The organism is Streptomyces sp. AHA2 (assembly GCF_036857595.1).
Lineage (GTDB): Bacteria > Actinomycetota > Actinomycetes > Streptomycetales > Streptomycetaceae > Streptomyces.
Map to the genome: position 1 here is coordinate 61,530 of NZ_JAUQWJ010000012.1, position 20,945 is coordinate 82,474.

Annotated in this window: 23 protein-coding genes and 1 pseudogene; 11 read left to right on the forward strand and 13 right to left on the reverse strand. The window is 71.4% G+C overall.

Annotated features, from left to right (window positions below; all coding sequences use genetic code 11):
• The first annotated feature begins 71 nt into the window (after positions 1-71).
• Positions 72-795 (forward strand): annotated as a pseudogene (locus tag Q5694_RS23530) (class I SAM-dependent methyltransferase).
• Between the two features lie 357 nt (positions 796-1,152).
• Here the strand turns inward: Q5694_RS23530 and Q5694_RS23535 are convergent.
• Positions 1,153-1,797: a class I SAM-dependent methyltransferase gene (locus Q5694_RS23535; RefSeq protein ID WP_333935228.1), complete on the reverse strand. Its 645-nt coding sequence runs from the start codon at positions 1,795-1,797 to the stop codon at positions 1,153-1,155.
• On the reverse strand, positions 1,794-2,120 hold the full coding sequence (locus Q5694_RS23540; RefSeq protein WP_333935230.1) for a hypothetical protein: 327 nt from the start codon (positions 2,118-2,120) through the stop codon (positions 1,794-1,796). Before Q5694_RS23540 ends, Q5694_RS23535 begins: the two co-directional genes overlap by 4 nt.
• Before the next feature lie 265 nt (positions 2,121-2,385).
• On the opposite strand from Q5694_RS23540, the gene Q5694_RS23545 reads away from it, so the two are divergent.
• From Q5694_RS23545 to Q5694_RS23555, 3 genes are all read left to right on the forward strand, one after another.
• A complete protein-coding gene (locus Q5694_RS23545) occupies positions 2,386-3,036 on the forward strand; it encodes a helix-turn-helix domain-containing protein (RefSeq protein WP_333935231.1) in 651 nt (216 codons plus the stop codon).
• A gap of 91 nt (positions 3,037-3,127) precedes the next feature.
• Positions 3,128-3,805: a hypothetical protein gene (locus Q5694_RS23550; protein ID WP_333935232.1), complete on the forward strand. Its 678-nt coding sequence runs from the start codon at positions 3,128-3,130 to the stop codon at positions 3,803-3,805.
• Positions 3,806-3,911: 106 nt separating this feature from the next.
• Positions 3,912-4,244, forward strand: coding sequence for a DUF2516 family protein (locus Q5694_RS23555; RefSeq protein WP_333935233.1), 333 nt, complete (start codon positions 3,912-3,914; stop codon positions 4,242-4,244).
• Positions 4,245-4,282: 38 nt separating this feature from the next.
• On the opposite strand, the gene Q5694_RS23560 is transcribed toward Q5694_RS23555, so the two are convergent.
• From Q5694_RS23560 to Q5694_RS23570, 3 genes are all read right to left on the reverse strand, one after another.
• Positions 4,283-5,626 carry a PP2C family protein-serine/threonine phosphatase gene (locus tag Q5694_RS23560; RefSeq protein WP_333935234.1) on the reverse strand — a complete coding sequence of 448 codons (1,344 nt, stop codon included), beginning with the start codon at positions 5,624-5,626 and terminating at the stop codon, positions 4,283-4,285.
• A 402-nt stretch (positions 5,627-6,028) separates the two neighbouring features.
• Positions 6,029-7,108, reverse strand: a complete 1,080-nt coding sequence (locus tag Q5694_RS23565; RefSeq protein ID WP_333935235.1) for a C40 family peptidase — start codon at positions 7,106-7,108, stop codon at positions 6,029-6,031.
• Between the two features lie 242 nt (positions 7,109-7,350).
• Entirely contained in the window at positions 7,351-8,169 is an 819-nt protein-coding gene (locus Q5694_RS23570; RefSeq protein ID WP_333935236.1) for a class I SAM-dependent methyltransferase, read from the reverse strand.
• A gap of 233 nt (positions 8,170-8,402) precedes the next feature.
• Between Q5694_RS23570 and mshA the strand changes: the two genes are divergently transcribed.
• Positions 8,403-9,740 carry a D-inositol-3-phosphate glycosyltransferase gene (mshA, locus tag Q5694_RS23575; RefSeq protein WP_333935237.1) on the forward strand — a complete coding sequence of 446 codons (1,338 nt, stop codon included), beginning with the start codon at positions 8,403-8,405 and terminating at the stop codon, positions 9,738-9,740.
• Positions 9,733-10,242 (forward strand): YbjN domain-containing protein, encoded by a 510-nt coding sequence (locus Q5694_RS23580; RefSeq protein WP_333935238.1) that lies wholly within the window; start codon positions 9,733-9,735, stop codon positions 10,240-10,242. The genes mshA and Q5694_RS23580 overlap by 8 nt, the downstream gene beginning before the upstream one ends.
• On the opposite strand, the gene Q5694_RS23585 is transcribed toward Q5694_RS23580, so the two are convergent.
• A complete protein-coding gene (locus tag Q5694_RS23585) occupies positions 10,239-11,048 on the reverse strand; it encodes a helix-turn-helix domain-containing protein (RefSeq protein WP_333935239.1) in 810 nt (269 codons plus the stop codon). The genes Q5694_RS23580 and Q5694_RS23585 overlap by 4 nt on opposite strands.
• Before the next feature lie 49 nt (positions 11,049-11,097).
• On the opposite strand from Q5694_RS23585, the gene Q5694_RS23590 reads away from it, so the two are divergent.
• Positions 11,098-11,556 carry a DUF2000 domain-containing protein gene (locus Q5694_RS23590; protein WP_333935240.1) on the forward strand — a complete coding sequence of 153 codons (459 nt, stop codon included), beginning with the start codon at positions 11,098-11,100 and terminating at the stop codon, positions 11,554-11,556.
• A gap of 20 nt (positions 11,557-11,576) precedes the next feature.
• On the opposite strand, the gene Q5694_RS23595 is transcribed toward Q5694_RS23590, so the two are convergent.
• From Q5694_RS23595 to Q5694_RS23605, 3 genes are all read right to left on the reverse strand, one after another.
• Positions 11,577-12,008 (reverse strand): nuclear transport factor 2 family protein, encoded by a 432-nt coding sequence (locus Q5694_RS23595; protein ID WP_333935241.1) that lies wholly within the window; start codon positions 12,006-12,008, stop codon positions 11,577-11,579.
• Between the two features lie 82 nt (positions 12,009-12,090).
• The gene (locus Q5694_RS23600) at positions 12,091-12,702 is read right to left on the reverse strand and encodes a DinB family protein (RefSeq protein WP_333935242.1); all 612 of its coding nucleotides are present in this window, start codon (positions 12,700-12,702) and stop codon (positions 12,091-12,093) included.
• A gap of 191 nt (positions 12,703-12,893) precedes the next feature.
• Positions 12,894-13,655 (reverse strand): phosphoglyceromutase, encoded by a 762-nt coding sequence (locus Q5694_RS23605; RefSeq protein ID WP_333935243.1) that lies wholly within the window; start codon positions 13,653-13,655, stop codon positions 12,894-12,896.
• Between the two features lie 185 nt (positions 13,656-13,840).
• Between Q5694_RS23605 and Q5694_RS23610 the strand changes: the two genes are divergently transcribed.
• Entirely contained in the window at positions 13,841-15,106 is a 1,266-nt protein-coding gene (locus Q5694_RS23610; RefSeq protein WP_443040926.1) for an MDR family MFS transporter, read from the forward strand.
• 72 nt (positions 15,107-15,178) lie between these two features.
• Here the strand turns inward: Q5694_RS23610 and Q5694_RS23615 are convergent, their stop codons facing one another.
• The 3 genes from Q5694_RS23615 to phoU all read right to left on the reverse strand — a co-directional run bounded on the left by Q5694_RS23615 (position 15,179) and on the right by phoU (position 16,684).
• A complete protein-coding gene (locus Q5694_RS23615; RefSeq protein WP_333935245.1) occupies positions 15,179-15,430 on the reverse strand; it encodes an SCO4226 family nickel-binding protein in 252 nt (83 codons plus the stop codon).
• 241 nt (positions 15,431-15,671) lie between these two features.
• Positions 15,672-15,827, reverse strand: coding sequence for a hypothetical protein (locus Q5694_RS23620; RefSeq protein ID WP_333935246.1), 156 nt, complete (start codon positions 15,825-15,827; stop codon positions 15,672-15,674).
• Between the two features lie 155 nt (positions 15,828-15,982).
• On the reverse strand, positions 15,983-16,684 hold the full coding sequence (phoU, locus tag Q5694_RS23625) for a phosphate signaling complex protein PhoU (RefSeq protein WP_333935247.1): 702 nt from the start codon (positions 16,682-16,684) through the stop codon (positions 15,983-15,985).
• Positions 16,685-16,929: 245 nt separating this feature from the next.
• On the opposite strand from phoU, the gene Q5694_RS23630 reads away from it, so the two are divergent.
• A complete protein-coding gene (locus tag Q5694_RS23630; protein ID WP_333935248.1) occupies positions 16,930-18,249 on the forward strand; it encodes a sensor histidine kinase in 1,320 nt (439 codons plus the stop codon).
• Complete coding sequence (locus Q5694_RS23635) at positions 18,246-18,926, forward strand: response regulator transcription factor (RefSeq protein WP_030243122.1); 681 nt, start codon at positions 18,246-18,248, stop codon at positions 18,924-18,926. Before Q5694_RS23630 ends, Q5694_RS23635 begins: the two co-directional genes overlap by 4 nt.
• A gap of 83 nt (positions 18,927-19,009) precedes the next feature.
• Here the strand turns inward: Q5694_RS23635 and Q5694_RS23640 are convergent, their stop codons facing one another.
• Complete coding sequence (locus tag Q5694_RS23640) at positions 19,010-19,693, reverse strand: DUF461 domain-containing protein (RefSeq protein WP_333935249.1); 684 nt, start codon at positions 19,691-19,693, stop codon at positions 19,010-19,012.
• A 624-nt stretch (positions 19,694-20,317) separates the two neighbouring features.
• Here Q5694_RS23640 and Q5694_RS23645 point away from each other — a divergent pair.
• Positions 20,318-20,800, forward strand: coding sequence for a CarD family transcriptional regulator (locus Q5694_RS23645; RefSeq protein WP_003953493.1), 483 nt, complete (start codon positions 20,318-20,320; stop codon positions 20,798-20,800).
• Positions 20,801-20,945: the final 145 nt, after the last annotated feature.

The following is a 20,945-nucleotide window of genomic DNA, read 5'->3' on the forward strand; positions in this document are numbered from 1 at the left end:
GTGGAGACGGTGCGATGGTTCATCAATGTACTTTGAGCGAGGCAGCTCGGCCTCCCCTTACCTTCGGCAACATGGCTGACGAGTGCTTCGGACATCCACGGCTCGCCGCGATCTACGACCCACTAGACCCCGATCGCAGCAATCTCGACGCGTACGTCCAGATGACGGAAGAGTTTGGGGCACGTCAAGTGCTGGACATCGGCTGTGGAACAGGCGTGTTCGCGCTTCTACTGGCTGAACGCGGGATCGAAGCCGTGGGTGTCGATCCCGCTCAAGCGTCCATCGACGTGGCCCGAGCCAAGCCGGGCGGCGAGCGAGTGCGCTGGATCTGTGGCGATGCCACGACACTTCCGCCGATGCGGGTCGACCTGGCAACCATGACCGGGAACGCCGCCCAGCAGGTCCTCGATCCGCAGGCATGGCGCGGGACCCTGCGTGGCGCGTACGAAGCACTACGGCCCGGTGGCCGTCTGGTGTTCGAGACCAGGGATCCAGCCAGACGCGCTTGGGAGGAGTGGAACCGCGAGGCCTCATATCGTGACGGAGATTCCGGATGTCGGCCCAGTCGAAAGCTGGGTCCGAGTGATCGAGGCGAGCGAGCCGCTGGTGACGTTCCGCTGGACCTACGTGTTCGCTGCCGACGGGGAGGTAATGACGTCGGACTCCACCCTGCGCTTCCGCGGGCGGCAGGAGGTCGAGACGGAGCTGATCGCGCAGGGGTACGTGGTGGAGGACGTACGCGACGCGCCCGACAGGCCGGGCAAGGAGTTCGTCTTCGTCGCGCGACGTCCGTAGCTCGGCCCACGAGGGACCTTGCCGCGCTGATCGATCGGGACTCGATCACTTCGCCGAGCAGATCCAGCGGGAACCCTCACAAGCACTGGGAACCGACATGTCCCGTCTCGCTGAAGGTGAGGCAGGGCAGCGCTCTGACCTGGGGTGCTTCAGGCAGAGCGAGACGTTCGATGTTCGTCGGTCTCGCTCAACCTGAGGCATTCCGTCACGATCCCCTGGGCTTGTAGGCCAGGAAGAAACCTTGCTGGCCCTGCCAAGGTTCCTCGCTCTCGTCGGATGTGTGGACCATCTGAGCCCAAGACGCTGGCTTGCTCATCAGGTGTTGACGTGTTCAGGGGACATGGACTGCTGGCTGAGCTAGGGCTGACGGTGTGCGAAGAGGACCGCCCCTGGAACGCTCTCGTCGAGGTCGAGGAGCATGTGGGCCTCGACCGTGAAGCCAGCATCGCCAAGCCAGGTTGTCACTTGGTCAGGCTGGCGGCGGTGGACGTAAACGTTCATCGGGTGACCGCCGTAGCCCTGTGTCTTCAGCCTCGACTCGTCGCCGACGTGAAAGCCGAGCAGCAGTGGTCCGCCAGGGCGTAGCACCCGGTGGAAGTGGCTGAAGACCGTGGGGACGGCATCGTCGGGGACGTGTATCAACGACCAGAAGGCGAGCAGGCCGGCGAGCGAAGCGTCGGCGAGGTGGAGATCCGTCATCGAGCCGACTTCGAACCGCAGGTTGGGGTGGTCGCGCCGAGCGAGGTCGATCATCGCGGGTGAAAGATCGATGCCGAACGCGTCCACGCCCAGCTCGTGCAGGTGAGCGGTGACGTGTCCAGGTCCGCAGCCCACGTCCGCCACCGGCCCGCCGCCAGTGGAGTGCACCAACTCGGCGAACAACGCCAGAGCTGCTCGAAGGTAGGGTTCCCCCGCCAGGGCCTCGCGCAGCTGGTCGGCATAGCTGACCGCGACCGTGTCGTAGGACGTGCGGGTGTCTGCTAACCACTGGTCCGTCTTCATGCCTCGACACAGTAGCCCCAGTGATCAGGATGTCGTGCAGAGTCGGTGTGACGGCGGAACGGTTGCGACGCCACCGCCACCACGTTCGGCTCGGCATCCAGCCGCATCAGGTGCCCGAGTTCCACCCAGGACTCGTAACCCACCAGCTCGGAGCAGGTCGCAGCCCAGTACCAGCCGGGGAAGTTCCGCTGCCCGCGGTACGACGGGAAGGCGCGCACCTGCCCGGCCGCCTCGAACCGGGTCGGCCACATCACCTCAAGCGGCCCGCCATGCAGCTCACCTCGGGCGTCGGCGTACTCCAGCCAGAAGTCCTCCGCCTCCACCAGCCACCCCCACTCGGCGCTGACCAGGTGGAACGACCGTAGGAGGCGGAAGAAGTCAGCACCTCAGATTGATCGAGACGTCACACCAGATGCCCGAGATTGAGCGAGACGTGCGGTCGGATGCCTCACGATGACCGGGACTGCCTCAACTTCGCAGAGACAGGTCACGACAGGCGCGGAGCCGGTCCAGGGTCCTTCGCGTGGTGTGGCGCACTTTTGCAAGCAGGTGCTTGCAATAGTTAGCGAGGTGTTGCAGTGTGGGGGCATGGCCTCGCTCAACGTCGGCAACCTCGGTGACTACCTGCGTGAGCAGCGGCGCAACGCGCAGCTGTCGCTGCGGCAGCTCGCCGATGCCGCCGGGGTGTCCAATCCGTACCTGAGCCAGATCGAGCGCGGGCTGCGCAAGCCGAGCGCGGAGGTGCTGCAGCAGGTCGCCAAGGCCCTGCGGATCTCCGCCGAGACGCTGTACGTCCGGGCCGGCATCCTCGACGCCGACCGCGACCGGGACGAGGCGGAGACGCGTGCCGTCATCCTCGCCGACCCGACGCTGAACGAGCGGCAGAAGCAGGTGCTGCTGCAGATCTACGAGTCGTTCCGCAAGGAGAACGGGTTCACGGGCGGCGAAGGTGCCGACGGTGCCGCCGGCGTGACCGTGCCCGACGGCTCCGCGGTGCTCGGCGTCGTGGACCGCGACGGCCCGGCGGAGGCGGCGACGGAGACGGACCCGTCCCCGGGCGACGGCGACGGCGGCATACCGGTGGCCGATCGCCCCCGTTCGACCGGGCGGCGCAGACGCGACGACGACGGCGGTGCCACCGCCCGTACGACCGGCGGCGCACGCGCCCGCCGCCCCCGCAGGACCGACGGCGGTACGACCGCCGGCAGTGACACCGACCCGCAGCAGACGGCCGGCTGAGCCGGACCAGGGCACCGGCCGCCCCCTGCGGATCACACACAACCCTCAGCCGAACCCTCGAGCGACACGACAATCCGGGAGGACCATCACCATGGCCATCACCGACGACCTGCGCAAGACCCTCAGCGACCCGACCCCGCTCTACTTCGCCGCAGGCACCGCCGACCTCGCCTTCCAGCAGGCCAAGAAGGTGCCGGCCCTGGTGGAGCAGCTGCGCTCCGAGGCCCCCGCGCGGTTCGACGCCGTACGCAACACCGACACCAGGGCCGTCCAGGAGAAGGCCTCCGCCCGGGCCCGGGAGGCCTCCGCCCGCGTCAAGGAGACGCAGGAGAGCCTGCAGAGCAAGGTCACGGGCTTCATCGGCTCCGTCGACATCAAGAAGCTCGGCAGCAACCTCGACGCCGACCTGAAGAAGCTCGGCGAGACCGCCCAGGACATCGCGCTGCGCAGCGTCGGCGTGGCCGCCGAGTACGCCGTCAAGGCGCGCGAGACCTACGAGAAGGTCGCCGAGCACGGCGAGCAGGCCGTGCGCACCTGGCGCGGCGAGGCCGCCGACAGCATCGAGGACGTCGCCGAGGGCGTCGAGGAGCTGGCGATCGCGGTCGAGCCGAAGCGCGAGCCGGTCGAGGTCAAGGAGGAGCCGGCCAAGCCCGCCCAGGTCATCGCCTCCGAGGCCAAGGCCGCCGCCGCGAAGAAGGCGCCCGCCGCCAGGAAGGCCCCGGTGCGCAAGCCCGCCACCGCGAAGAGGACGACGCCGCCGGCGAAGTGAGCGGCAGCCGCCGACGCGGGCCGGGCACCCCGGGGGTGTCCGGCCCGTTGTGCGGGTACGGTGACCGCGTAGGGACGAGCCGAGCCGGGTGGTGGACGTTGTGCTGATGCAAGGCTTCGCAGGGTTGATGTGGCTTCTGAGCATGGCCCTGATCGTGTTCAGCGCCTTCGCGCTGATCGACGCGGCGGTGCGCCGGGAGGACGCCTACCGCGCGGCCGACAAGAAGACCAAACCGTTCTGGCTGATCATCCTCGGGCTCGCCCTCGTGGTGAACCTGCTGTTCCCGATCCTGTCGTTCCTGCCGATCATCGGCCTCATCGCGACGATCGTGTACATGGTCGACGTCCGACCGGCGATCCGCGCGCTCCCCGGCGGCGGCCGCAGCCACCGGGGTTCCAGCAGCGACGGCCCGTACGGCCCGTACAACGGCGGCCGGTAGACCCGTACGGCTCGTACGGCCTGTACGGCCGTATGCCCCTACGGCACCCGGTCCAGCAGGAGCACCGCCACGTCGTCCGTCAGTTCGCCGCCGTTGAGGTCGCGGACCTCGTTCACCGCAGCCTGCAGCAGCTGCTCACCGCGCAGTCCCTCGGCGAACTGGCGGCGGACCATCTCCGTCATGCCCTCCTGGCCGAGCCGCTCACGGCCCTCGCCGACGCGGCCCTCGATCAGGCCGTCGGTGTAGAGCATCAGGCTCCACTCGGCCCCCAGCTCCACCTGCGTCCGCGGCCAGCGGGCCCTGGGCAGCAGCCCGAGGGCCGGGCCGTTGTTGTCGTACGGCAGCAGCCGGGCGGGCCGGCCCGGGCCGGCGAGCAGCGGGGAGGGGTGGCCCGCCAGGCACAGGCCCGCGCGGCGGCCGTCGGGGGCGATGTCCACCGTGCACAGGGTCGCGAAGATCTCGTCGTCGGCCCGCTCGTGCTCCAGCACCTGCTGCAGCGTGCCCAGCAGCTGGTCGCCGCACAGGCCCGCCAGCGTCAGCGCGCGCCAGGCGATCCGCAGCTCCACCCCGAGCGCGGCCTCGTCCGGGCCGTGGCCGCAGACGTCGCCGATCATGGCGTGCACAGTGCCGTCGGGGGTTCGGACGACGTCGTAGAAGTCGCCGCCGAGCAGGGCGCGCGAGCGGCCCGGGCGGTACCGGGCGGCGAACCGCAGCGAGGAGCCCTCCAGCAGGGGCGTCGGCAGCAGGCCGCGCTCCAGACGGCGGTTCTCCTGGGCCCGCAGCCGGCCCTCGGCGAGCCGGCGCTCCGCCGACTCGGAACGCTTGCGCTCCACGGCGTAGCGGATCGCCCGGTTGAGCAGCCTGCTGTCCAGTTCGTCACGGAAGAGGTAGTCCTGCGCCCCCACGCGTACCGCCTCCGCGCCGCGCTCGGCGTCGCCCGAGGCGGTCAGCGCCAGCACGGCGTGCCGGGGCGCGAGCTCCAGCACGTGCCTGAGCACGGCGAGCTCGTCGTCGGAGTCGCTGCGGCCGGGCGCGGGCAGCGCGAGGTCCAGCAGGATGCAGTGGACGTCGTCGGTCAGCAGCCGCGCGGCCTCGGTGAGGTTGCGGGCCGTGCGGACGCGGATCGGCTTGCCTGCCTCGTCGAGCATGTCGGGCACGATCGGCGAACCGGCCGGATCGTCCTCGATCAGCAGCAGCGTCAGGTTGGTGTGGGCGGTGTGCTCCACCCTGTTCGTGGAGTTCCCGGCGGTGTCCGGCGTGCGGGCCGCGCCCGGGGTGTCCGTGACGGACTCCTCGGCGGATCCGCCGCACGGGGACGCGGCCTGCGCCTGACCACTCTCCGCGGCCGGGATCGCTCTCTGCCGCGGTATGGGTACGGGCATCGTCTTGGGTTCCTTCCCTCCCCCCGAGGGCATGGTGGGGCGAGGGACCTCGACCCACCGACGGGGACCATAGCGGGTGTCGGCGCCGCATAGGAATGGTGCGGGCCGCGCCGCCGGGTGATCGGCCAGTGTCATATGCCGCGATATGTACCGCAGTTGGACAGCCCCGGGATGCTGCGGCAATGACGAACGTCACGTCCGCGCTTGGCGGGGCGGGGTGTTCGGGGTGCGGTGGGTCACGTGGTCCAGGTCACGGCTGGTGCACCGGTGTCCGCTGTCCGGTGCGCGGCGGACGGTCCCACCGCGTGCGGACGGTGTCGGCTCGCGTGCGCTCCGGCCCGTGCCCGTGCCCCGGCCCGTGCCCGTGCGGTGCCGGTTCGGTGCGGCCGTGCCCGGGCGGTGTCAGCCCGCGTCCGGGCGGACCACCCCGAGGATCGGCATGGTCCCGGCCCCCGCGACGGTGATGTCCCGGCCGGGCCGCGGGGCGTGCACGATGGCCCCGTCGCCGATGTACATCCCGACGTGGCTCGCGTCATCGAAGTAGATGACGAGGTCGCCGGGGCGCATGTCCTCGACGTCGACGTGCCGCAGCCGCTTCCACTGCTCCTGCGAGGTGCGCGGGATGCCGCGGCCCGCGGAGATCCAGGCCTGTGACGTCAGCCCCGAGCAGTCGTAGCTCTTCGGGCCCTCGGCGCCCCACCGGTACGGCTTGCCGATCTGGGCCGTGGCGTAGGCGACGGCCTTCTTGCCCTGGGCGGAGGCCTCGGCGCCGATCTCGGACAGGACACCGGAGTCCAGCCAGGCGGTCTGCGCCTTCTTCGCGGCCTCCTTCTCCAGCTCCGCGAGGCGCTGCTGTTCCTCCTTGCGCAGCTCGGACTCGAGCTTCTCCGCCTGCGCGATCTGCTTCTCGATCCTCTTCTGCGCGGCGGCCTTCGCCTTGCGGCCCGCCTCCAGCTTCTTCCACTGGGCGGAGGCGTCCTTCGCGTACTGCTCCAAGTCCTGCTGAGTGCGCGCGACTTCGCCGAGCAGTCCCTTGGTCGCGTGGTGGCCCTGACGGACCCGGCCCGCGCCGTCGAGGAAGTCCTGCGGGTCGTCGCTCAGCACGAGGTGCGCCTCGGGCGGCAGCCCGCCGCCGCGGTACTGGGCGGCGGCCGCCGCTCCGGCACGGGCCTTGAGCTGCCGGAGCTTCTCCTTGCCCTCGACGATCTTCCCGGCCAGCTCGACGACCTCTTCGGACTGCTGGTCGGCCTTCTCCTCGGCGGCGTTGTACTCGTCGGTGGCGCGCGCGGCGGCGCGGTAGAGCCGGTCGAGCTTCTGGCGCACGGCTTCGAGGTCCTTGCCGGGCGAGGGGGCGGGGGCCGCGCTCGTGGTGGGTGCGGGGGGCGCGGGTGCGGCGAACGCCGTGCCCGGTGCCGCCAGCACGGTGACAGCGCAGACCACGGCCACGGCCGTCGCGATCAGGCCACGCTTGCCCGTACCCATACTCCTGCCCCCAAACTGATTAACCGTCAGTAACAACGGGTCCGCCTGGGGATGCTGCCACGTCCTGGCGCGAAACGACAGAGGCAGTACTTCCCGTCATCCATACGCCGGTATGCCCCGGCGTGACGATCCCCCGCCTGTGTGACGAACGAATCACCGGGAGCGTTCCACCGCCGTCCCGGTGCCGTACGGCCCGATTCCGCCCCGGTGACGCCCGTTCCGCCGTGCTCCGCGTGGCCGGATCAGGTGCGCGGGGCCAACGCCTGCCAGCTCAGGGTCACTTCGCCCTGGCGCCAGCGTGCCGGACCGTCCGTCACCGGCCAGTCGGCCGCGAGGTCCCGGACCGTGCGGATCCAGCGCTGGCGGGCCCCGTAGGAGGCGTAGGGCGCGGCGGCGGCCCAGGCGCGGTCGAAGTCGCGCAGGAAGGCGTGCACCGGCTCGCCCGGGACGTTGCGGTGGATGAGCGCCTTGGGCAGCCGTTCCGCCAGGTCGGAGGGGCGTTCCAGTGAGCCCAGCCGGGTGGCGAAGGTGACCGTGCGGGGCCCCTCGGGGCCGAGGGCGACCCATGCGTGCCGACGCCCGATCTCGTCGCAGGTCCCCTCCACCAGCAGCCCGCCGCGCGAACCGGTGGCCGGGTCGGCCGGGGCGAGCCGCCCGCACAGCCGCTCCCACACGCCCGCGACCTCGGCCTCCTCGTACTGGCGCAGCACGTTCGCCGCGCGGATGAGCAGGGGCCGCCGGGACAGGGGGATCTCGAACCCGCCGTGCCGGAAGACCAGACCCGGCCGCTCGTATGGCAGGGCCGCGGCGACCCGGGCCGGCTCGATCTCGACGCCCACGACCCGGGTGCGCGGCGCGGTCGTGCGCAGCCGCTGCAGCAGCTCGACGGCCGTCCAGGGCGCGGCCCCGTACCCGAGGTCGACGGCCACGGGGTCGGCGGCACGCCGCAGTTCCGCGCCGTGCACGGCCGCGATCCAGCGGTCCATGCGGCGCAGCCGGTTGGGGTTGGTCGTCCCGCGCGTCACCGTTCCCACGGGGCGGGCGCCCGTACGGGCAGTCATGGCTACGAGGGTATGCGCGCGAAGCGGCCCGGCGGGCACCGCGGGGAGGGGGAGGGGCGGTGGGCCCCGTGGTCGGTGACGCAACAGTCTGTCGAACGGTTGAGCGATCTCGGTAATGGATCGGCAAAGAACGGCGCCGCAGGAATGGGAATCGCTCGCTCCGGTGTTGCACCCGCTTGGAGGGCTGAGCGCACCCTCCGGCCGGTACGCCCGCAGCCAAGGAGGATCGCCACGTGAGCCAGTACATCGGCAGGCTCGGGCGGCGCTCCGCGTCCGCGCCCGTGCGTCTGCGGCTGCACCGCAGGCCCCGCCGGATCGCCATGCTCTCCGTGCACACCTCCCCGCTCCACCAGCCCGGCACCGGCGACGCCGGGGGCATGAACGTCTACATCGTCGAGCTCGCCCAGCGCCTGGCCGCCCTGGGCATCGACGTCGAGATCTTCACGCGCGCCACCGCCGCCGCCCTCCCGCCCACCGTCGACCTGGCCCCCGGGGTCCTGGTCCGGCACATCGACGCGGGCCCCTACGAGGGCCTCAACAAGGAGGACCTGCCCGCCCAGCTGTGCGCCTTCACGCACGGCGTGATGCAGGCCTGGGCCGGTCACCGGCCGGGTTACTACGACCTGGTCCACTCCCACTACTGGCTCTCCGGGCACGTCGGCTGGCTCGCCGCCCAGCGCTGGGGCGTCCCGCTCGTGCACGCCATGCACACCATGGCCAAGGTCAAGAACGCCAACCTGGCCGACGGCGACAGCCCCGAGCCCGCCGCCCGCGTCATCGGCGAGACCCAGATCGTCGCGGCCGCCGACCGCCTCATCGCCAACACCGAGGAAGAGGCCGGCGAACTCGTCCGGCACTACGACGCCGACACCGCCAAGGTCGCCGTCGTCCACCCCGGCGTGAACCTCCGCCGTTTCGCACCCGCCGACGGCCGCGCCGCCGCCCGGGCCCGGCTGGGCCTGCCCCAGGACGCGCTGATCCCGCTCTTCGCGGGCCGCATCCAGCCCCTCAAGGCCCCCGACGTGCTGCTGCGCGCCGTGGCCGTCCTGCTCGACGAGCGTCCCGAGCTGCGCTCGCGCATCGTCGTGCCGATCGTCGGCGGCCCCAGCGGCAGCGGCCTCGCCAAGCCCGAGGGCCTGCAGAAGCTGGCCGCCCGCCTCGGTGTCGCCGACGTGGTCCGGTTCCGGCCGCCGGTCGGCCAGGAGCAGCTGGCGGACTGGTTCCGGGCCGCGTCCGTGCTGGTCATGCCCTCCTACAGCGAGTCGTTCGGCCTGGTCGCCATAGAGGCCCAAGCGGCGGGCACCCCCGTGCTCGCGGCCGCGGTCGGAGGGCTGCCGGTCGCCGTGCGCGACGGCCACACCGGCTTCCTGGTGCAGGGCCACAACCCGGCCGACTACGCGCGCGTGCTGCGCGCCTTCGCCGACGACCCGCACCTGGCGGCCCGGCTCGGCGACCGGGCGGCCCGGCACGCCCAGTCCTTCGGCTGGGACACCGCGGCCGCCGCCACGGCCGACGTCTACACGGCCGCGATGCAGTCCCACCGCCGTCGCGTACGCTCGCTGCATGGGTGAAACCGATCGGGAACAGCGTGCGGCACAGGTCATCGAGGCAGTGCTCAAGGACGCCGAGCTGGAGTGGGAGAGCCCCGAGCCCGGGACGTACGTCGCCCAGTTGCCCGGCAGCCGGAAACTCAAGACGACGGTCTCCCTGATCGTCGGCCGCCACTCCCTGTCGCTGAACGCCTTCGTCATCCGCCACCCCGACGAGAACGAGCAGGGCGTCCACCGCTGGCTCCTGGAACGCAACCTCAAGCTGTACGGCGTGAGTTACGCCGTCGACCAGCACGGCGACGTCTACGTCACCGGCCGTCTCCCCCTGGCCGCCGTCACCCCCGACGAGATCGACCGTCTGCTCGGCCAGGTACTGGAAGCCGCCGACGGCAGCTTCAACACCCTGCTGGAGCTGGGCTTCGCCTCGGCCATCCGCAAGGAGTACGACTGGCGGGTGTCCCGGGGCGAGTCCACGCGCAACCTGGACGCCTTCGCGCACCTGACCCAGCGCCCGCAGCGCTAGGGACTCCGGCGGTAACGCCCGGGCGGTACGCCCACCAGCCTGCGGAAGTGCCGGGTGAGGTGCGACTGGTCGTAGAACCCGGCCGCCACCGCCACCTCACCCGGTGAACGCCCCTCCAGCAGCAGCCGCCGTGCGCGTCCCACCCGCAGCGACGTCAGGTACTGGTGCGGTGCGATGCCGTACGCGGCGCTGAACGCCCGTACGAGGTGGGCCGGATGGGCGCCGACGAGCCCGGCAGCCTCCCGCAGGCCGATGCCCTCGACGACCCGCTCGTCCAGCAGCTCGCGCAGCCGGCGGGCGACGGCGGGGCCGGCCGCGCGGGGCCTTCCGGCCTCGCCGCGCGGATGCCCCCGCAGATGCTCCCGCAGCCGCTCTCCGACCAACAGCAGCCTGCTCTCGGCCTCCAGTTCCTCACCGGGCCGCAGCAGCGCGCCGTGCACCTGCCCCACGCGCCGCCGCAGCAGCGGATCGCGCAGATCGGGCCGGTCGACGGCGGCGCCGATCAACTCGTCGCCCAGGTACGTCCCGTCCAGGTACAGCACCCGCTTGCGGAAGCCCTCCGGGGTGACGGGGGAGCCGTTGTGCGGCACGTGCGGCGGCAGCAGCGACACCGTGTCGTGCGGGGTGCCGTGCTCGTGCCGGTCGAGGTCGTAGCGCACCGCACCGGTGTCGACGATCAGCAGCGTCCACGCGTCATGGACGTGCATCGGATACGCGTACTCGGTGAAGCGGGCGTGGAAGACCTCGACGACACCGGTGACGTGGGGCCGCCAGGCGGAGACGATCCTGGAGGACTCGGAGGCCATGCAAAGAACGTACAAGACCCCGGCCGGGCCCGCCGGGCACGCTCGGACCATGGACACCGCACCGATCACGGCGCCCACCGCGCCCGCCCCCGAGCCGATCCGCTTCGACACGAAGATCGCCGTGCTGCTGCGCGACGACCTGGAGCCCTGGCAGCGTCTGAACGTCACGTCCTTCCTGGTCAGCGGGTTGGGGACGCACCTGCCCGAGGTGATCGGCGAACCGTACGAGGACGCGGACGGCGTGCCCTACCTGCCCATGTTCCGTCAGCCCGTCCTGGTCTTCGAGGCCGCCAAGGAGACCCTGACCGCCGCCCACGCCCGGGCCCTGACCCGCGCCCTGCCCCGCGCGGTCTTCACCTCCGACCTCTTCGCCACGGGCAACGACCGGGACAACCGCGCGGCCGTCCGGGCGGTCCCCACGGCGGAACTCGATCTGGTCGGCCTGGCGGTCCACGGCCCGAAGAACGCGGTCGACAAGGTGCTGAAGGGAGCGCGGATGCATCCGTGAGCCGCCGGAGGGCCCGGAACCTACGGCGTGCAGGCCGCTGCGATCGAGAGGCTGTTCTCGTACAGGTGATGCCGGGTGATCCGCCCGTCCTCCACGGTCAGTCGCAGGGCGAACGGCCCCGAGAACGACTTCCCCGTCGCCCGCACGGTCCCCGACACATGCCCCGTCAGCACGGCGTCGGTCCCGTCCACGAGGATGGTGTCGACGGACGCGCGGGCGTCCTCGGGCACGGTGTACCGGGCCAGTTCCTCGCCCTGGGCGGCGCATTCGGCGGCGGTCGACCGGGGCCGGATCCAGGGCACCACGGGGTTCTCGGCGAGCAGCCAGTCCACCTCCTCGGCGAACAGGGCGGTCAGCCCCGCGGTGTCCCCGGCGAGCCGCAGCGTGAGGAACCGCTGCACGACGGCACGGGTGGCTTCTTCGGTCGAGGTGGTGCCGGTGTTCGTCGTCATGGGAACAGCGTGCAACGGGCGGGGACGAGGGGTCGATTACGCCGGAGGTCATGCCGCTTCTGCGCCGCGGGTGAGGCCGCTTCTACTGCCCGACACGGCCGTCGATGCGCTCGCGGAGGAGGTCGGCGTGGCCGCAGTGGCGGGCGTACTCGGCGATCTGGGCCACCAGGAGATCACGCAGCTGGTGCCGCCCCCCGGGCTCGGGGCCGAGGTCGGAGTGGCCGGCGTTGCAGGCGGAGAGGTCGGTGGCACCGGCGAGATAACGGTCGGTGAGCGCCACCTCCGTACGCCACTGCTCCCAGGCGGCGTCGACGGTCTCCTGGTCGGGCGTCGCCCCGTTGAAGTCGCCGTCGCGGTCCTGGTCGGTGCGGTACAGCCGGGGCGCGTCCTCACCGGCCATGACCCGCCGGAAGTGCCGTTCGCCTTCGGTGAGGTGCCGCACCAGCCCGAGCAGGGACATGGTGGACGGCGGCGCGGAACGCAGAGCCATCTGCTCGGCGTCGAGCCCCGCGCACTTCATCTCCAGGGTCAGGCGGTAGCCCCGCAGATAGTCGAGCAGAATCCCCCGCTCGTCGACCGGCTCCTCACCGCTCTCCCGGGGATCGTCGTCCGGATCGACCCACATGTCGGGGTACACGGTCGCCCGAGTCCACCGCCCCGCCGCCCCGCCCTGATCCCTCTCACCCATCTCCATCCCGGCATGGTGAACGGCCCACCGACACCCCTGCCACCGAATATCGGGGCGCGACGACCCCGTACCGAATGCCGACTGGCGTCGTCGCTCACGGGCCCGGCCCCGGCGACGAGAGCCGCAGGCGGCCCCCCGGGCAGCGACAAGGCCCCCACCGGCGGAGATACCGCGGGCAGGGGCCTCGGCCGGGGCTGTTACTTCTTCTTGCCCTGGTTCTTGACCGCCTCGATGGCCGCCGCGGCCGCCTCCGGGTCCAGGTACGTGCCGCCCGGGTTGAGCGGCTTGAACTCCGCGTCGAGTTCGTAGGACAGCGGGATGCCCGTCGGGATGTTCAGGCCCGCGATGTCCGCGTCGGAGATGCCGTCCAGGTGCTTGACCAGGGCCCGCAGCGAGTTGCCGTGGGCGGCGACCAGGACCGTGCGGCCGGTCAGCAGGTCGGGCACGATCGCGTCGAACCAGTACGGCAGCATCCGGACGACGACGTCCTTCAGGCACTCCGTGCGCGGGCGCAGCTCCGGCGGCAGCGTCGCGTAGCGCGGGTCGGCGAACTGGGAGTACTCGGCGTCGACGTCCAGCGGCGGCGGCGGGGTGTCGTACGAGCGGCGCCACAGCATGAACTGCTCCTCGCCGAACTCGGCGAGGGTCTGCGCCTTGTCCTTGCCCTGCAGGGCGCCGTAGTGGCGCTCGTTCAGGCGCCACGAGCGGCGGACCGGGATCCAGAGGCGGTCGGCGGACTCCAGGGCGAGCTGCGCGGTGCGGATGGCGCGCTTCTGGAGGGACGTGTGGACCACGTCGGGCAGCAGGCCGGCGTCCTTGAGCAGCTCGCCGCCGCGGGTCGCCTCCTTCTCGCCCTTCGCGGTGAGGTTGACGTCCACCCAGCCGGTGAACAGGTTCTTCGCGTTCCACTCGCTCTCGCCGTGGCGGAGGAGGATCAGCTTGTACGGTGCGTCGGCCATGCCTCAGAGCGTAATCCACGGTTTCTCCCGCCCGCCCGGCTGCCCGGCAGGCGGACGCTTGACGGGATCTGTTAATTCGGTGGCTGCCGGAGATCGGCCGCTTGTAACGTGCTGACGCCACGAGCGCCACTTACAACGCCCAACTTGCAACGCCACTGACAACGGGGGAGACCATGCCGTACGCCATGCGTGTCCGACGTGCCGTACGGGAGACGGTCTCGGGACTGCCCCGGGCGTTCTGGTGGCTGTGGACGGCCACGCTGGTCAACCGGCTCGGCGCGTTCGTCGCCACCTTCATGGCGCTGTACCTGACCCTCGACCGCGGTTACTCGGCGACGTACGCCGGTCTGGTCGTCGCCCTGCACGGGCTCGGCGGGGTCGTCTCCTCGCTGGGCGCCGGCGTGATGACCGACCGGCTGGGCCGGCGGCCCACGCTGCTCATCGCCCAGGCGTCGACCGCCCTGTCGGTCGCCCTGCTCGGGTTCGTGCGCGACCCGGTGTCGATCGCGGGCGTGGCGTTCCTGGTCGGCATGGCGAGCAACGCGTCCCGCCCGGCCGTGCAGGCGATGATGGCCGACATCGTCCGGCCCGAGGACCGCATCCGTGCCTTCTCCCTCAACTACTGGGCCGTCAACCTCGGTTTCGCGGTCTCCTCGATGGCCGCCGGGTTCGTCGCGGAGGTCAGCTACCTGGCCGGGTTCCTGATCGAGGCCGCGATGACGATGGCCTGCGCGATCCTGGTCTTCCTCCGGCTGCCCGAGTCCCGGCCGGCGGAGACGGTGCAGACGGCCTCGGCCGGCCCCGACTCCTCCGTCAGCCTGGGGACGGTGCTGCGCGACGGGCGCTTCATGAGCGTCGTCGGACTGTCGTTCCTGGTCGCGCTGGTCTTCCAGCAGGGGGCGGTGGGGCTGCCGGTGGCGATGGGCGAGGCGGGCTTCACCCCGGCCGAGTACGGCACGGCCATCGCGGTCAACGGCCTGCTGATCGTCGTGCTGCAGATTCCGGTCACGCGGCTCATCGAGCACCGGGACCCGCGCCGGCTGCTCGTGGTCTCGTCGGTCCTGGCCGGGTACGGCTTCGGGCTCACGGCCTTCGCGGGGTCGGTCGGCGTCATCGCGCTGACGGTGTGCGTGTGGACGCTCGCCGAGATCATCAACGCGCCGACCCAGACCGGCCTCGTGGTACGGCTCTCCCCGGCGCACGGCCGCGGGCGCTACCAGGGCATGTACACCATGTCCTGGTCCGTCGCGGCACTCGTCGCCCCGCTGATGGCGGGTTACGTCATCGACCGCTTCGGGCCGGAGTGGCTGTGGGCGCTGTGCGCCCTGGTCGGCACGGCGGCCGGGGTGGGGTACGGCGTGCTGATGCGACGCCTGCCGGAGGAGAAGACGACGACGGTCGTCGAGCCCGCACCCGGGCTGCGCCCCCAGCCGGAGGTCGGCACCGGGTGAGCCGGGCGTCCCGCGGCCTCGCGTGACGGGCGAGCACCGTCCGTCACGGCGAGGGCGCCGGCGATGCCGGCCTCACCGCACCGTCAACGGCACGGGGTGGATCTCGTCCGCCTTGTGTCCGGCCCGTTCGTGGATGCGCTGGACCGCCTCCGCCGAGGGGGCCTCCGAGAGGCAGTAGACGAGCCCCGACTCCGGGTCCGCCCAGGCCGCCTCGAAGTGGACGTGTTCCTCGCCCTCGATGGCGAGGTCCGCGTCGTGGGCCGCGCGGAGCTGGTCCGCGGTGATGCCCTTCATGCTGTGGTGGACGTCCATGAACTTGGCCATGGCCCCGGCCTCCTTCCCGTGACCCCCGGGGGCGTCCGCGTCCCCTCCGCGCACCGCGTCCCTCCGCGCACCGCGTCCCCCCGCGCACCGTGTCCCCCTCCATGCTGCGCCCGTCCGCGCCCGGCGGCGACCGCACAGCCGAAGGGCCCCGGCGTGTGTCCGGGGCCCTTCGGCCGATGCGTCGTGGGAGCCGGAGGCCGGGAGTGGGCAGTCCCGGGTCACGGCTCACCGGCCGCCGGCGTCAGCCGCACTGGCAGGGGCTGCCCGACTGGCACCCGCATCCGCAGCCCGAGCCGCAGCCGCACGCGGCGATCAGAGGCAGCTTCCTCAACTCGGCGGGCTGCTCGGTCTCGCGCTGCTGCGTGGGGTCGGGCGTGGTGCCGGGGGTTTCGGCCATGGGTCCCTCCTCGAGGCTGGTGCCTGTGCCCATTGGACGCCCGTTCGCCTGGGCGCATCAACGGCGCACGGAGGCGCCCGCGCCGCCCGGCCGATCCCCTTCCGTCCCGTTCACGCCCCCGCCCGAGCGGTCGGCGGAACGGTACGGCGGCTCCCTCAGGCGCTCTCCGCCGGCGGCACCGCCTGGATCTCCGGCTGCACGTCGGTCTGGATCTCGTCCGCGTGCTCACCCGTCACCAGGTACACCACCCGCTTCGCCACCGACACCGCGTGGTCGGCGAACCGCTCGTAGTACCGGCCGAGCAGCGTCACGTCCACGGCCGTCTCGATGCCGTGCTTCCAGCGGTCGTCCATCAGGTGCTGGAAGAGGGTGCGGTGCAGCAGGTCCATCGCGTCGTCGTCCTGCTCCAGCTGCAGCGCCAGGTCGACGTCCTTGGTGATGATGACCTCGGCGGCCTTCGCCATCAGGCGCTGGGCGAGCTGGCCCATCTCCAGGATGGTGGCGTGCAGGTCGCTCGGGACCGCGCGCTCCGGGTAGCGCAGGCGCGCGAGCTTCGCCACGTGCTGGGCGAGGTCGCCCGAGCGCTCCAGGTCGGCCGACATGCGCAGCGACGTGACGACGATGCGCAGGTCCGTCGCCACCGGCTGCTGCCGGGCCAGCAGGGCGATGGCCCGGGCCTCCAGGTCGTGCTGGAGCTCGTCGACCCGCTGGTCCGCCTCGATGACGGCCTCGGCGAGCTTCAGGTCGCCGTCGAGCATGGCGGTCGTGGCGCGCCCGATCGCCGACCCGACCAGCCGGGCCATCTCCACCAGACTGTCGCTTATCGAGTCCAGTTCCTCGTGGTACGCGTCCCGCATCAGGTTCCCTCTCGTGCGTCTGTGTCGGGGGTCCAAGGGCCGGGGCCCCACCGGACGGCCGGCGGTACGACCGTCGTACGACCGACGATCCGAACCCCACGCTCCCACGTTCCGTCTCGTACGCGTCCGTTTCCGTCATCCCAAATGAACCGGTACTGGCTCCAAGGTGAACTCTGGGCGACGAGTGTTCGAGCTCGCAGCCCGACGGCTGTGGAGGGCGCCCGACCCATGCCTAACCTGGGTGCATGGACGTGAACGCGGCGGTCGCCGCAGCGGCAGCGATCGCCGGGGTGCTCACCGGCGTCATCGCCATGCTGGCGTTCCGCTGGAGTGAGCGCGAGCAGAAGCGCCCCACCCGTAGCTCCCTGCACACGGACGCGGTGCTCCCGCCCGGCGTGGACACGGTCCTGTCGGTCCTCAGGTCCTCCGCCGTGGTGCTCGACGAGGTCGACGCCGTCGTCAAGGCCAGCTCGGCGGCGTACGCCCTCGGGCTGGTCCGCGGCGGCAGGCTCGCCGTGGAGCCGATGCTGCAGATGGCGCGGGACACCCGGCGGGACGGAGAGATACGCCAGGTGGAGCTGGATCTGCCACGGCGGGGCACCGGCCGCGGGGAGGCCCTGGCCGTCTCCGCGCGGGTCGCGCCGCTCGGCTCCCGGCTGGTGCTGCTGCTCGTGGAGGACCTGACCGAGGCCCGCCGCATCGAGGCGGTCCGGCGCGACTTCGTCGCCAACGTCAGTCACGAGCTGAAGACCCCGGTGGGCGCCCTCTCCCTGCTGTCCGAGGCCGTCATGGACGCCTCCGACGATCCCGAGGCCGTCCAGCGGTTCGCCGGGCGCATGCAGATCGAGGCCACCCGGCTCACCAACCTGGTGCAGGAGCTCATCGACCTGTCGCGCGTGCAGAACGACGACCCCCTGGAGGACGCCGAGCCGGTCAGGGTCGAGGAACTGGTCGCCGAGGCCGTCGACCGCTGCCGGCACCAGGCCGGCACCAAGCAGATCACCATGGCCTCGAACGTCTGGGCGCCCGACGGGCCCGTGGCCGACGGCCCCGACCTGCGCGTCTGGGGCAACCGCGGCCAGCTCGCCGCCGCCCTCGGCAACCTCGTCGAGAACGCGGTCAACTACTCGCCCGCCCGCACCCGCGTCGGCATAGCGGCCCGCAGGGTGCACGCGCCCGGCGGGGAGCAGATCGAGATCGCCGTCACCGACCAGGGCATCGGCATCTCCGACAAGGACAAGGAGCGCATCTTCGAACGCTTCTACCGCGTCGACCCGGCCCGCTCCCGTGCCACCGGCGGCACCGGGCTCGGGCTGGCCATCGTGAAACACGTGGCCGCCTCGCACGGCGGGGAGGTCACGGTGTGGAGCGCCGAAGGCCAGGGCTCCACGTTCACACTGCGGCTGCCGGAGGCCGGTGCGGCCCGCGACCGCGCACATCAGCAGCCCGCCCGGGACGAACGCGCAGGAAGCGCGGGCCTCGACGAGGAGGCCGGGCGGTCCACCCCCACATCCCCCGAATCAACCGCGTACGAAACGCTTCCCGCCCCGGAGGTCCTTCCGTGACCCGTGTGCTCGTCGTCGAGGACGAGGAGTCCTTCTCCGACGCCCTGTCGTACATGCTCCGCAAGGAGGGCTTCGAGGTCGCCGTGGCGACCACCGGGCCCGACGGACTCGACGAGTTCGAGCGCAACGGCGCCGACCTCGTCCTCCTCGACCTGATGCTGCCCGGCCTGCCGGGCACCGAGGTCTGCCGCCAGCTGCGCGGCCGCTCCAACGTCCCCGTCATCATGGTGACCGCCAAGGACAGCGAGATCGACAAGGTGGTCGGCCTGGAGATAGGAGCCGACGACTACGTCACCAAGCCGTTCTCCTCGCGCGAGCTGGTCGCCCGTATCCGGGCCGTCCTGCGCCGCCGCGGCGAGCCGGAGGAGGTGACCCCGGCCGCCCTGGAGGCGGGCCCGGTCCGCATGGACGTGGACCGGCACGTGGTCACCGTCGGCGGCACCAAGATCGACCTGCCGCTGAAGGAGTTCGACCTGCTGGAGATGCTGCTGCGCAACGCGGGCCGGGTGCTGACCCGCATGCAGCTCATCGACCGGGTCTGGGGCGCCGACTACGTCGGTGACACCAAGACGCTGGACGTCCACGTCAAGCGGCTGCGCGCGAAGATCGAACCGGACCCGGGTGCCCCGCGCTACCTGGTGACGGTGCGCGGCCTGGGCTACAAGTTCGAGCCGTAGACCGGCCCCCGGCACCGACGCGAAGGGCGGGACCTCTCCCGGAGAGGCCCCGCCCTTCGCGTGCTACGGCTGTGCCGCCCGGCTCAGTGCCCGGCGCCGCTCGCGCTCGCGGAGGCCGCGTCGGACGGCGTGCCGGAGGGGGCCTCGCCGCCCGGCGTCTCACCGGCGGCCGGGCTCTCGGTGCCGGCCGGGGAGCCCGAGGCGCTCGCGGACGGCGAGCCCGACGGGGCGGCCGAACCGGCCGGACCGGCCGGGACCTCGGACGGACCCCACTCCTTGAAGTGGTGCTCGGCGGGGACGACGAAGGCGCTCAGGCTGACCTCGCCCGTCTTGCTGAAGGTGAAGGTGATCTTCTGGGCGTTGCCGTCCTGCACGGCCTCGCGGCTGCTCGGGAGGATCGCCGTGGCGTTGTCCTTGCCGCCGACGATCAGCGAGCCGCCGGGCGGGATGCTGAGGCTGCCGCCCTTGGCCGGCTTGAGCTCGGCGGACTTGCCGGTGCCGGGAAGGGTGATGGACTCCAGCGTCTGGGTGGTGCTGCCCTCGTTGAAGAAGGTCGCGGCGATCGCGGCGGGCCCGGTCGACTCGAGGTCGGGCTGCGTGATCACGACCGCGTTCTGGATCCTGATGTCACCCACGCTCGTAGCCGCGTTGTCCGGCTGGATCTCCAGGGTCTGGGCGTTGTTGCCGGCTCCGCACGCGGCGAGCGAGGCGATCGAGAACGCGATGGCGGCAGCGGCGAGGGCGCCGCGTCGAAGGCTGCTGCTCACGGCGGCGGCAACTCCTTGATCTCGAGCGGAGCGGCCGGGGAAGCCGCCCTAAGTGTCTGTCAGCGCGCCTTAGGTTACCGAGCCGTTCCCCTCCGGCCGCACCCGACCCCCCGGCGCCTGTGATCCCACCCGGTTGTCACATCAGTCTCCTGAGTCACACGCGTCTGTCTCCTGTGTCACAAGTGACTCAGGGGTCACATTGCCGGGTGCTCGTCCGGCATTCACATAAGAGGCCCCCGGCGGCACTGCGGATTTTTCGTGGAGGAATGCGCAACCGCCCGGAAATTGATCACCGGAGGCCGGCCGGGTGACCCGGTGATCAATTGGGGAATCGGCCGGAACCCCGCGCGGGCCGCCGAACGGAGTAGCGGAAGTCGATCATACGGAACCGGACATATCGGGATGTTCGGCCGTCTGGTGGGCGCTCCGGATGCGTGTAGCGTACGCGTTTCGCCCACCCCGGACAGCCGCTCCCACCTGCGAATACCTTCTTCCACTCCCTGTCCGAAGCACGTTCCAGTCGGACTTGTCAAGCCCCGAGATATGCCCTGACCTGCGAAAACGCCATTCAGTAGACGCCGTATCCGTGTTACCCTGGATAGCCACGGAAGGGGTACCTGTCACATGACGTTCAAGGTTGGCGACACCGTGGTCTATCCCCATCACGGGGCCGCGCTGATCGAGGCCATCGAAACTCGCCAGATCAAAGGCGTGGACAAGACCTACTTGGTGCTGAAGGTCGCCCAGGGTGACCTGACGGTACGTGTGCCAGCGGACAATGCGGAGTTCGTCGGCGTGCGTGATGTGGTCGGTCAGGACGGGCTGGACCGGGTCTTCGAGGTGCTGCGCGCGCCGTACGCCGAGGAGCCCACGAACTGGTCCCGTCGCTACAAGGCAAACCTGGAGAAGCTCGCCTCGGGCGATGTCATCAAGGTCGCGGAAGTCGTGCGTGACCTGTGGCGTCGTGAGCGCGAGCGTGGACTGTCCGCCGGTGAGAAGCGCATGCTCGCCAAGGCCCGCCAGATCCTGGTGAGCGAACTCGCTCTCGCGGAGAACACCAACGAGGACAAGGCCGAGGCCCTGCTCGACGAGGTGCTCGCCTCCTGAGGCGAAGCCGTCCCTCAGCGCTGAGCTGAGCGAGGCTGCACATCGAAATGCCGCGGTGCCCGATGACGGATTCCCTGTCGCCGGGCGCTGCGGCATGTTCGTACCCCGGCGACGGCGATGCGCCGTGACCCCGGGATGTGTTATC